Below are 12,031 nucleotides of genomic sequence, written 5' to 3'. Positions count from 1 at the left end.
TGTCCCGCATCAGTTCCGCAGCCATGCTATCGACTATTTTCAGGTTGAGCCACGGAAACAACTAGATGGCCCTACCTGGCACGCGCGCTTCGTCTGTTGAGATTTATGTTACCAATGGCTTTGCCACACCGCGTGGTACGGCCTCTCCTGTCTAGAAGAAGCCATGCAGATTTACCTCCCGATTGCCGAAGTATCCGTAAACGCGTTTCTACTGTTTGGACTGGGTGGAATGGTGGGCATTCTGTCTGGAATGTTTGGCGTTGGCGGTGGGTTTTTGATGACTCCACTGTTGTTCTTCATCGGCATTCCGCCTGCAGTGGCGGTTGCAACCGAGGCAAACCAGATTGTTGCTTCATCATTTTCTGGGGTGCTGGCGCATTTCAGGCGCCGAACCGTGGACCTTAAAATGGGTACAGTCCTTTTGGTCGGAGGGCTGACAGGCGCTGCGTTGGGTGTTGTTGTCTTCAACTATCTCAAGAGCCTCGGACAGGTCGATCTGCTGGTCAAACTTTGCTATGTCGTATTTCTGGGCATCATCGGCAGTCTGATGTTTGTCGAAAGCCTGAACGCGATTAGAAAAACGCGGAAAGGCGGCACGCCGCCTCCGAAACGACGCCAGCGCGGTTGGGTGCACGCCATGCCGTTCAAGATGCGGTTTCGGACGTCGGGCCTGTACATCTCGGTCATTCCACCGCTTGTCGTAGGCCTGTTTGTCGGTGTCCTGTCTGCTATCATGGGTGTCGGCGGCGGGTTTATCATGGTGCCCGCGATGATCTACCTATTGGGCATGCCGACCAAGGTTGTTGTCGGAACTTCGCTGTTTCAGATCATCTTTGTAACCGCCTTTACCACTATGCTGCACGCCACCACCAACTATACCGTTGATGTCGTGTTGGCGGTTCTTCTGCTCGTCGGTGGCGTAGTTGGTGCCCAAATCGGAACAGTCATCGGTGCCCGAATGCCGGCTGAACAACTGCGTGTTTTGTTGGCGGCTCTGGTACTTGTTGTCTGCGGCAAGCTGGCGCTTGATCTTCTGCTTCAACCCGCCGAGTTGTATTCGCTTGGCGATGCAGGAGGGCATTAAGATGCTGCGTCTGATTGCTCTTCTTTGTCTGATCTGTCTGCCAGCCTACGCAGCCGAAGAACAGGTTGTTCTGGGCCTAAGTCAGGATCGGGTGTCGATTACCGCCAATTTTGACGGGTCCGAAATACTGGTTTTCGGCGCGGTAAAGCGCGAAGCTCCAATCCCGGACGGTCCACCGCTTGAGGTCATCGTATCGGTGGTCGGCCCATCCGAACCAGTCACCGTACGCCGCAAAGAGAAACGGTTCGGTATCTGGGTGAACACCGACAGCCTTGTTGTTGATCTGGCACCAAGCTTCTACGCCGTTGCCACCAGCGCCCCGTTTTCCGAGGTTCTGACCCAGACCGAAGACCTACGCTATAAGGTTTCGATCGAGCGTGCCATCCGGTCGGTCGGTGCGGACATGAGCATTCAAGGCGCACAGGATTTTTCCGAGGCGGTCATCCGCATCCGCGAAGATGAAGGGCTGTACTCGATCCGGGAAAACACAGTGGCTGTGGACGAACAGACGTTGTTCCGCACATCAATCGACATGCCGTCGGACCTGACCGAAGGCGACTACAGCGCCCGTATCTTCCTGACACGAGACGGAAAGGTGGTCTCGACCTTTGAAACCTCGATAGGAGTACGCAAAGTCGGGCTTGAGCGTTTCTTGTACGCGATGTCGCGTGAACAACCCATTTGGTACGGGCTTATGTCACTGGCCATCGCGATTGCCGCCGGTTGGGGCGCTTCGACAGCCTTCCGCCTACTGCGCGAGAACTGATCGTCACCCGCGACCGATATAGGGCATGGTCGTGGCCATAACGGTCATGAACTGCACATTCGCCTCAAGCGGCAGTTCGGCCATATGCAGTACCGAGCGGGCGGCATCCCCGACATCCATGGTGGGATCAGGGTCGCGGCCTTCGGCAAGTGCCTCATCGACCAGCCCTTGCACCATCGGGGTGCGCGCATTTCCGATGTCGATCTGTCCACAGGCAATTCCAAAACTCCGCCCGTCCAGAGACAGGCTGCGCGTCAGACCGGTAATCGCGTGTTTCGTCGCAGAATAATGTACCGAGTTCGGGCGCGGCACATGAGCAGCGATTGAACCGTTGTTTATGATACGCCCCCCCTGCGGCGCCTGAGCCCGCATCGCAGCAAATGCAGCCCGTGCACACAGGAACATGCCGTTCAGGTTCACATTGACCGAGCCGTACCAATCCTCAAGCGCGATCTGGTCGATGGTGCCACCAGGGGAAAAAATCCCGGCATTGTTGAACAGCACGTCCAATCGCCCGGTCTGTCGGGTGAATGCAGTAAAGGCGTTTGCAACGGCATCCGGGTCAGTCACATCGGCGACCAGCGGGATCGCCGAGGCGTTATGCTGTGCCATAGCATGAAGTTTGTCAGCGCTGCGGGCCAGAAGCCCGACAGTCCATCCTTCTAACAGAAACAGCTCGGCGGTGGCGCGGCCTATGCCCGAGCTTGCACCGGTCACGATGATCGTCTTCATGTCTCTTCCGCCTCCAATGTCAGGGATGGTGCCGCAACCGCACGCAGGTCATCCACACGCAACGGGTGGGTCGGTTTCGACAAGCGGTTCCGCACTACCCAGATTAGCCTCTCCTGTGCGCGGGTTATGGCGACATAAGCTAAGCGCTTCCACAAAGGTTGCCCGGCCTCAGTACGGCCCATGCGGGCGGCTGCGTAGATGTCTGGCGCAAAGACCTGAACCGTGTCCCATTGCGACCCTTGCGCCTTATGGATCGTCACCGCGGCACCATGCAGGAACGTTGCACCCATACGGGCAGCATAGGGAATGAACGGCTCCTCCTCATCGGGCTTTTCAATCTGCACGATCGACGCCGCCGAGACCTGAGGGTCTTCGGCCCCCATCACATGCAAACGCGAAAAACCCGGCTTGCGACCAGGGCCAAGATAGATGACCTGTGCGCCTTTGATCAGCCCGCGCGCCTCAAGGTCCAGCCGCTTTTTGCGGTGCTTCAACGGCAGCTCAATGCCGTCACAAATCAACGGTTCCCCTTCCAGTAGTTCAGTTTGCGGCGCGCCATGTACGGTGCGGAACGCCTGAATCAGCCGGATTCGGGTCGCATTGCGCCAGACAAGAACCGGGCTGCGCGCCATCAGATCGACCTCGACCCGCTGTCCCCAGACAACGCGGTCATCCTTTCGGGCAGTGTCCTCGATCAGACGTTCGAAATCCTCAAACCCCATGGCCGGATCGGACAGAGCATGGGCGAGGTCTAGGATCGGGTTGTCCGCAGTTTGCCGATGCACTCGATGCAGGATTTGTTTGCGCGGCTCTGGCAACCCGTCGAACACCATCGAGCCCGATTGATTGACCGGCGCCAACTGCGCCGGGTCACCAAATAGCAACAAGGTTGGAAAGATTTCCTTTAGATCCTCGAATTGCCGGTCGTCTAGCATCGAGGCTTCGTCCACAAAACCGATATCCAGCGGCTCTTCCCGACGTTTCCAGCCGGTGATGAAATCCGAACCGCGCAACCCAGCAGCGGCCAGCGCACCGGGGATGGATTTGTTGTTGGCATAGAACGCGGCTGCGCGGTCCAGCGCTTCGTCTGTCAGCCCTTCGATCTCGGGCCGTTCGTCATTGCCCGCTAGCCATTCGGCGATCCGCTCGTATTCAGGGTCGTAAACAGGCGTATAGAGGATACGGTGGATCGTGGTCGCGGGCACCCCACGCAGCCGCAATACGCTGGCGGCCTTGTTCGTCGGCGCGAGGATCGCAAGGCTGCGCTTGTCGCGGGATTTGCGGCTTTCGAAATCACCCGAGATCAGGTTGACCCCCGTCTCGGCCAAAGCTTTGTAAAGCTCTGCCAGCAACAGGGTTTTGCCCGATCCAGCCTTGCCAATAACAGCCATCACACCAGACTTTCCGTTGCCGGGCAGTTTCAGCAGAGCGTCGTCTTCAAGGTCTACTCCGGCACCTCGCAACATCTCGGCAATGTTGTCAAAAGCGGCAGCCTGATCTTCGGAAAATGTGACTTGGGGCAAGGACATGGCGCGACCCTACAGGGACGCGCCGCGCGCTGCCAGATGCCGATTGGTTTTTCCGTATGCTTATGCCGACAAAGCGAACCGGTGCTGTGCGCCATGGCCAAATGCTGTCTTGAACCACAGGCGCGACAACTCTCGCGGGATGCCTGCGCGGGCTGCTACACGGTTGCAATCATCCGCTGAATAAGGCCACAGGCCGACCGAGATCTGATCGCGCCCTTTCCCTTCGGTGCCCAAAACCACCGGAGACGATCCGATCATACGGTAGATCCGGATCATGCGGGCATCAAAAACGCCCGCTATGTGGGTCAGGCCAAACCCTTCCATCACCTCACCGCCGCTCAGCATGATGGCCCCGGCGGTATGAGCGCTGGCGTTGCGCGAGAGGCAAAAGCGAGTGACCTCCCAGATTAGTGGGCTTCGGATCGGACTGCCCCCGGTGAGATGTCCGAATATGTCGTTCACCATGACCGGACCGGTCGTCGGTAGGATCCGCATGGACCCGCCATGGCTGCCATCTGCCTCTTCCCAAATCACATAGAGCGGGTTCAGGTCATCGTACTGATCCCGCTCTTCCCCCTTTTCATTAACCTTAACATCCCAGCCAAGGCGGGTTTTGAACTGATCCGCGCGATCCCTGAACATCCCCCTGGCCAATTCCGGAAATTTATGCAGCTCATCGGCATACAAATAACGCAACATGACGTGCTCCCCTTATCGTCCACAGTTGGAACAAAGGGGGTACGAACACGTAGTTAATTTAAAGTGAGACCACCGTACGGTCGTTAAACGACTATTAATCCTCTACTGAGTGCAGTGGCGATTGCATGAGTCGTATTTTGCGCACCGAGTTTTGAGCGTGCGCTTTCGATATAGGCCCTGAGCGTATGCTCAGAAATGGAAAGCGAGTGCGCCACCTGCGCTCGGCTATACCCCAGCGCCAGCAATGTCATTGCATCGATTTCGCGGGGCGAGAGCCCCCGCATGTTGTCCGGCTGCCGTTCTTTTGCAAATTCCAGCGCTTTTCGATTGAGGAAATGCGCCACCAATATGAGATCGCGGCCATACGTTTCGACAAATGCCTGCCATGCGATGTCATCGCAGCTGTTGTTGACCGTAAACAGCGCGAATTGCCCGCCTGGCCCCCGCAGCGGGATCGAATAGCCCTGATTGCCGACGCCATGTTCCTGCGCGTCCTGCAGGAAGGCCTTTACTGCTTTGCCCGACCAATTCAGCTGTTTCCAGTCCACAGCGTGAAATCGCTGAAAACAACCTAGAATAACCGGATCAATACGATGATAATTCCTGTCTCGATACCGTTCATCCCAGGCATCCGAATAAGTCGTGAACCCGTATTGATCCCCGGCCCCATCAACCCAATGATATGTCATGTGGTCAATTTGCAGCTTGTCCCGCAACTGGACTGCTACGCTGGTCAGCTCGTCAAGCGTGCTGGTGCTTTCCAAATCCCCTAGGATCTGGCTCAAATCGAATTTTCTTCCCATTCGCGGGCGCGCAAGCCTCATCCTTTGAGGACGCAATCTCGGCCGCGGCGATCAGTCTTGTGTCGTCAAGCTGCTCGGCCAGCGCGCTCAACCCATTCGCCACAGCAAAGGCGTTGAGGTCCGACAGAACGTCCAAAATCCACTCATTTTGCGCCATCAGGGTGTCCCCGAAATAGTTAACGAAGGGTTAACACAACCATAACATGTGCAGACTAATTCGGCCTACTCGCTGCTTTCTACTCCCCAGAAATAGCGGGGGGCGATTTCTTAAAGCATTGAAAATGCATAATCATCGATAGAAACGATGAACACCCGCAAGGCGTGTGTGCGCCCTGCGGGTGTTGCAGCTGCTGTTCGCCTGAGACCGTTAGTCGCGGGCAGCCAATACTTCTTCAAGGGTGCGCATGCCTGTATGCGGAGCCTGAACCAGCACCGACATGTTGCCCGGCTTGTGTTCGTTGCGCATCATCTTCATGTGCGCCTCAGGCAGATCCTGCCAAGTGAACACTTCGGACATGCACGGATCCAAGCGGCGCTCGACCATTAGCTGGTTTGCAGCCGAGGCCTGTTTGAGATGCGCAAAATGCGAGCCCTGCAAGCGTTTCTGGTGCATCCACATGTAACGCACGTCGAAGGTCAGGTTGTAGCCAGTGGTCCCGGCGCAGATCACAACCATACCTCCCTTTTTCACGACAAAAGTGGACACCGGGAACGTGCTTTCGCCGGGGTGCTCGAACACCATGTCGACGTTCACACCTTTGCCGGTAATATCCCAGATGGCCTTGCCAAACTTGCGGGCTTCTTTGAACCATTCAGCATATTCCGGAGTATTCACCGTGGGCAGCTGGCCCCAGCAGTTGAAATCCTTGCGGTTGATGACGCCTTTGGCGCCAAGGTCCATCACAAACTCACGCTTGCTTTCATCCGATATCACGCCGATCGCATTGGCACCCGCAGTGTTGATCAACTGTATCGCGTAAGAGCCCAGACCGCCCGATGCACCCCAAACCAGGACGTTCTGGCCCGGCTTCAGATCGTGCGGCTCGTGCCCAAAAAGCATCCGATAGGCTGTTGCCAAGGTCAGCGTGTAGCAGGCGCTTTCTTCCCAGGTCAGGTGCTTGGGACGCGGCATCAGCTGCTGTGCCTGAACATTTGTAAACTGCGCGAACGAGCCATCAGGTGTCTCATATCCCCAGATGCGCTGGCTGGGCGAATACATCGGATCACCACCGTTGCAGTGTTCGTCATCGCCATCGTCCTGGTTGCAGTGAATCACGACTTCATCGCCGACTTTCCAGCGCTTCACTTTGTCACCAACCGCCCAGACGATGCCCGACGCATCTGAACCTGCGATGTGAAAGGGTTGGCCGTGGCCATCAAACGGGCTGATCGGCTTGCCAAGCGATGCCCAGACGCCGTTGTAGTTCACACCCGCCGCCATAACGAGAACCAGCACTTCGTGGCTGTCCAGCTTCGGGACATCAACGACTTCCAACTGCATCGCTGTGTCTGGCTCACCGTGGCGCTCTTTCCGGATGGCCCAGGCATACATTTGCTTGGGAACATACCCCATCGGGGGGATTTCACCCATCTCGTAGAGGTCCTTTTCCGGCGCCTCATACGACGCGATACCGCTGTCGACATCCAAAGCCATGCTGGCCTCCTTTTTTCCAACTGTTGCCGCGCCGCAGAATCGCGGCTTTCCAAAGACGAAATATTAGCCTCTGAGTAATATTGCAACCGTTTTTGGTATCTATTTTGTAATTTTATGACCCAGCAGTTGCAGAAATACTTTCTGCACTTGCATCATTCTCAGCCCGAACAACGGGTTCTGATGCTGCCGCGTAATAAGCAAGCAGCTCTGATCGCTCGCCTGATGGGCGCAACACTCCAGCCTCGCGACGCAGAATCCGTCGCTCGACCAACTGATTGATGGCATCGTCAACAGCCTCTCCATCATCCTGGGCAACCGCGTCGCCGCCCAACGTCAGCAAACGCGCCTTCAAATCCTGCTCTGACATCTCACCTTCTTCCTGAACCAGCCGACACGCAGCAGGCACTGGAACAAAAGGAATTGCGGCGCCGATCCTGCGCATCAACTCGCGGGCCAGATCGGTCGTCAGGTCCCGTTCGTGCGCGACTCGAAATTCTTTCAGAGAAATCGGAGTCGCATACCGCACCGAGGCAATCCCGAATCTCTTGTAGCGCCCGACAAGCTTGCGCCAAATCTGCTTGAGCGACCAGCGGGTGATAACCCCGATCCGCGCGCGGAAGCGGCGTTCACTATCCTTCGCTGCCGCTGTTAATACGGTATCTTCAAGCACCCGATCATAGTTCAAAGCAACCGGAACAAACACCACATCCCGCCCCTGCGGTTCGACTCCGTCAAGGATATACTTCAACAATCCCAGCTTGGGGCGCCCCAGTTTGCCAGTCAGACTCAGCCCGCCCTCAGGGAACATGGCCTGCGTCACGCCCGCTTCGGTCGCGTGCCTTACATAGCTTGCAAGGACCTGTCGATATAGGTCGCTACCCGACTTGCGGCGAATGAAATAGGCCCCCATCGCGCGAATCAATCGACTTAGAGGCCAGACACGGGCCCACTCGCCCACAGCATAGGATAAGGTCGAATGGTCTGCCGCCAGATAGGTGACCAGCACGTAATCCATATTGCTGCGGTGGTTCATGACATAAACGACCGTCGCATCGGGATCGATACTGTCCAGCGCGGCTTTGTCCTCGTAACCCAACTGCACCTTGTAAAAGGCGTTGCTCAGCATGCGGGCAAAACGGATCGCGATGCTGAAATACGCCACTGTCGAGAATGAGGGCGCAATCTCGCGCGCATAACGCCGTGCCAATTCTGAGGCAACAGCGTCAGGCACACCTTCTTCTTTGGCATGCTGCTGCACCGCCCGGCTTACTTGCGGGTCATAGATAAGCCGTTGAATCATGTCATGCCGCCCCGCCAACTTGAACGGTTGGATCGGACGCTGCAGTCGCTTGTTCAACCGTGCGACGGCGCGCTCAAGGCGACGGCGGAAAAACCAGCGCACCGACGGAAACAAAAAATGCGAGGCAAATGTGACCGCGGCAAACAGCACGATCAGCACAAACAGCCAAAGCGGGATTTCCACAGTCTGCATCATTCGGGCACAGTGCCATCAAACGCGACCACCCACAATCTGCAGAAACCGTCGATGCCGCAACGCAGCGAATTGACATGTACTGAAAATTACTATTTACCACCATAGAACGTAATTTTGTTACCCACCGATCCGCGAGGCCCGACCCATGACGCAGTTGCAGAAAGATCGCCCCTGGCTCATCCGTACATATGCCGGTCACTCAACGGCCAAAGCGTCAAATGCGCTTTATCGTGCGAACCTAGCCAAAGGTCAGACCGGCCTGTCCGTGGCCTTCGATCTGCCAACCCAAACAGGGTATGACAGCGATCACACTTTGGCGCGCGGCGAAGTTGGAAAAGTTGGGGTTCCGATCTGCCATCTGGGGGACATGCGGGTTCTGTTCGATCAAATTCCGCTGGAACAGATGAATACCTCGATGACGATCAATGCGACTGCTCCTTGGCTTTTGGCGCTATACATCGCAGTTGCCGAGGAACAGGGCGCGGATGTCTCGAAATTGCAGGGGACCGTCCAGAACGACCTGATCAAGGAATACCTGAGCCGCGGCACTTATGTGTGCCCACCCAAGCCATCGCTGAAGATGATCGCGGACGTGGCCGAATATTGCTACGATAACGTGCCCAAATGGAACCCGATGAATGTGTGTTCGTACCACCTGCAAGAGGCAGGCGCGACGCCCGAGCAAGAGCTGGCCTATGCTCTGGCGACTGCCATTGCAGTGCTGGACGAACTTCGCCCGCGCGTTCCGGCTGAAGACTTCCCGGCACTCTGCGGGCGGATTTCGTTTTTTGTGAATGCGGGCATCCGGTTTGTCACCGAAATGTGCAAAATGCGCGCCTTTGTGGATCTTTGGGACGAAATTCTGCAGCAGCGCTATGGCATTGAAGACCCCAAGTTCCGCCGATTCCGTTATGGCGTTCAGGTAAACTCGCTGGGGCTGACCGAACAGCAGCCGGAAAACAACGTTTATCGCATACTGATTGAAATGCTTGCGGTGACGCTATCCAAACATGCCCGCGCACGTGCGGTGCAGTTGCCTGCATGGAACGAAGCGCTCGGCCTGCCTCGTCCCTGGGATCAGCAATGGTCGATGCGGATGCAACAAATCCTCGCCTATGAAACCGATCTGCTGGAATATGGCGATTTGTTCGACGGCAATCCGGTTGTCGACGCCAAAGTCGAAGAACTTAAAAATGGCGCACGGGCCGAATTGGCTAATCTCGAATCGATGGGCGGCGCGGTAGCCTCGATCGAATACATGAAATCGCGGCTGGTCGAGTCCAATGCCGAGCGCCTGAACCGTATTGAACGCAATGAAACCGTTGTCGTTGGCGTAAACAAATGGACCGAGGGCGAAGCCTCACCTTTGCAGACCGAGGATGGCGGCATCATGGTCGTCGACCCGGCGGTTGAACAGGAACAAATCGGGCGCTTGAACGACTGGCGTGCGGATCGGGATGACGCAGCAGTGGCCGCGGCGCTGCAAGCATTGCGCGAAGCAGCGCGATCCGGTGCCAACGTGATGGCACCTTCAATCGCTGCGGCCAAGGCCGGTATCACAACTGGCGAATGGGCCGAGGAAATGCGCAAGGCCTACGGTACATATCGTGGACCAACCGGCGTCTCGGGATCTGTTTCGAACAAAACCGAAGGTCTGGAAGACTTGCGCGCAGCCGTAGATGCGGTAAGCGACCGTCTGGGGCGCAGGCTGAAGTTTCTTGTTGGCAAACCTGGTCTGGACGGACACTCGAACGGAGCCGAACAGATCGCCTTCCGCGCACGCGACTGTGGCATGGATATCAGTTACGAAGGTATTCGTCTTACGCCCGAAGAAATCGTAACTGCGGCACAAGAAGACAAAGCGCATGTGATTGGTCTATCGATCCTCTCTGGCAGCCACCTGCCTTTGGTGAAGGACGTGATGACGCGGCTGAAAGCAGCAGGGCTAAGCGATATTCCCGTCATTGTAGGTGGGATCATCCCCGATGAGGACGCGGATCAATTGCGTTCCATGGGTGTATCGAAAATCTATACGCCGAAAAATTTCGAATTGAATGCAATCATGGGCGATATCGTCACATTGGTTGACCCAACGGAAATTGCGGCTGAATAGAAAAGCATATTACAGAAATCTCCATTTCTATTTCCGGTAAAATGGGAATAGATAGGTTCGGGTTTATTCAATTTCCCCTGCAATAAGTAGGGGAATAGCCGAAATGGAGAAGATTATGGCGATCGATCTTGAAAAAATGTCGCGCAAAGAACTGCTCGAATTGCGCAATCGGGTCGAAAAGGCGCTAAAAACCGCCGAAGTGCGTGAGCGAAAAGAAGCGTTGAAAGCTGCCGAAAAGGCGGCGGCGGAATATGGGTTTTCGTTGTCTGAATTGTCAGGAGACAGCGCTAAATCGGCAAAATCATCTAAAGCGAAATATCAAAATCCGAACAATCCGTCGCAAACCTGGACCGGGCGGGGCCGCAAACCGCAGTGGGTTCATGACGCAATCAAAGCCGGTACCGATATTACTGATCTGGAAATCTGATCGGGGGAAAGTGGCAAAATGACTATCCATATTGGAGCCCAAAAAGGCGAGATTGCCGAAACCGTTCTTTTGCCCGGCGACCCGTATCGCGCAAAATGGGCGGCCGAAACGTTTCTTGAAGACGTAAAGCTGGTAAACGAAGTGCGTGGCATGCTGGGGTTCACCGGCACCTGGAAAGGAAATCGTGTTACCATTCAGGGTAGTGGCATGGGGATGCCGTCTCTGTCGATCTACGTGAACGAATTGATCCGTGACTACGGCGCCAAAACTCTGATCCGGATCGGGTCATGTGGCGGGATGCAAGACAGTGTGAATGTGCGTGATGTTATTTTGGCGATGACGTCGACCACACTCAGCACCCCTTCGCGCGGGATCATGAGAGAAATAAACTTCGCCCCTTGCGCGGATTGGGGTCTTTTGCAGTCTGCAGCATTGGCTGCACAAGCCAAAGGTACGCCAACCCATGTTGGCGGCATCTATTCATCCGATGTCTTTTATGACGAACGCCCGGACCTGAACGAACAAATGGTTCGGCACGGTATTTTGGGTGTCGAGATGGAAGCGGCAGAGCTTTACATCCTTGCCGCGCGTCACAAATGCCGCGCATTGGCGGTACTGACAGTCTCGGACCACCTGCTGACCGGCGAAGCCCTGCCCTCATCGGACCGAGAAAGCAGTTTTGGCGACATGGTCGAAATCGCGCTGCAGGCGGCGTTCCCGGACAGCTGA

At 56.1% G+C, this 12,031-nt stretch carries 11 protein-coding genes; 5 read left to right on the top strand and 6 right to left on the bottom strand.

Annotated elements, in window-relative coordinates:
* The first annotated feature begins 163 nt into the window (after positions 1-163).
* Positions 164-1,084: a sulfite exporter TauE/SafE family protein gene (locus tag ACR0I1_RS15460; protein ID WP_170395834.1), complete on the top strand. Its 921-nt coding sequence runs from the start codon at positions 164-166 to the stop codon at positions 1,082-1,084.
* 1 nt (position 1,085) lies between these two features.
* Positions 1,086-1,850: a TIGR02186 family protein gene (locus ACR0I1_RS15455; protein WP_170395832.1), complete on the top strand. Its 765-nt coding sequence runs from the start codon at positions 1,086-1,088 to the stop codon at positions 1,848-1,850.
* A gap of 3 nt (positions 1,851-1,853) precedes the next feature.
* On the opposite strand, the gene ACR0I1_RS15450 is transcribed toward ACR0I1_RS15455, so the two are convergent.
* The 6 genes from ACR0I1_RS15450 to ACR0I1_RS15425 form a co-directional block, all read right to left on the bottom strand.
* Positions 1,854-2,582: an SDR family oxidoreductase gene (locus ACR0I1_RS15450; protein WP_480707128.1), complete on the bottom strand. Its 729-nt coding sequence runs from the start codon at positions 2,580-2,582 to the stop codon at positions 1,854-1,856.
* Positions 2,579-4,111, bottom strand: coding sequence for an ATP-dependent DNA helicase (locus ACR0I1_RS15445; RefSeq protein WP_480707126.1), 1,533 nt, complete (start codon positions 4,109-4,111; stop codon positions 2,579-2,581). The genes ACR0I1_RS15450 and ACR0I1_RS15445 overlap by 4 nt, the downstream gene beginning before the upstream one ends.
* Before the next feature lie 60 nt (positions 4,112-4,171).
* The gene (locus ACR0I1_RS15440; protein ID WP_170647111.1) at positions 4,172-4,810 is read right to left on the bottom strand and encodes an acyl-homoserine-lactone synthase; all 639 of its coding nucleotides are present in this window, start codon (positions 4,808-4,810) and stop codon (positions 4,172-4,174) included.
* An 83-nt stretch (positions 4,811-4,893) separates the two neighbouring features.
* Positions 4,894-5,613, bottom strand: a complete 720-nt coding sequence (locus tag ACR0I1_RS15435) for a helix-turn-helix transcriptional regulator (protein ID WP_170395826.1) — start codon at positions 5,611-5,613, stop codon at positions 4,894-4,896.
* Between the two features lie 367 nt (positions 5,614-5,980).
* Positions 5,981-7,267, bottom strand: coding sequence for a crotonyl-CoA carboxylase/reductase (gene ccrA, locus ACR0I1_RS15430; protein ID WP_170395824.1), 1,287 nt, complete (start codon positions 7,265-7,267; stop codon positions 5,981-5,983).
* A gap of 112 nt (positions 7,268-7,379) precedes the next feature.
* The gene (locus ACR0I1_RS15425; protein WP_480707124.1) at positions 7,380-8,762 is read right to left on the bottom strand and encodes a 1-acyl-sn-glycerol-3-phosphate acyltransferase; all 1,383 of its coding nucleotides are present in this window, start codon (positions 8,760-8,762) and stop codon (positions 7,380-7,382) included.
* Between the two features lie 145 nt (positions 8,763-8,907).
* Between ACR0I1_RS15425 and ACR0I1_RS15420 the strand changes: the two genes are divergently transcribed.
* The 3 genes from ACR0I1_RS15420 (at position 8,908) to deoD (ending at position 12,031) form a co-directional block, all read left to right on the top strand.
* Positions 8,908-10,875, top strand: a complete 1,968-nt coding sequence (locus ACR0I1_RS15420) for a methylmalonyl-CoA mutase family protein (protein ID WP_480707122.1) — start codon at positions 8,908-8,910, stop codon at positions 10,873-10,875.
* 115 nt (positions 10,876-10,990) lie between these two features.
* On the top strand, positions 10,991-11,302 hold the full coding sequence (locus ACR0I1_RS15415) for an H-NS histone family protein (protein WP_170408328.1): 312 nt from the start codon (positions 10,991-10,993) through the stop codon (positions 11,300-11,302).
* An 18-nt stretch (positions 11,303-11,320) separates the two neighbouring features.
* Positions 11,321-12,031, top strand: a complete 711-nt coding sequence (deoD, locus tag ACR0I1_RS15410) for a purine-nucleoside phosphorylase (protein ID WP_170408329.1) — start codon at positions 11,321-11,323, stop codon at positions 12,029-12,031.

Source organism: Ruegeria sp. B11 (assembly GCF_056539785.1).
The sequence above is the reverse complement of the archived record's forward strand: the minus strand, read 5'-3'. Positions and strand labels throughout refer to the sequence as shown.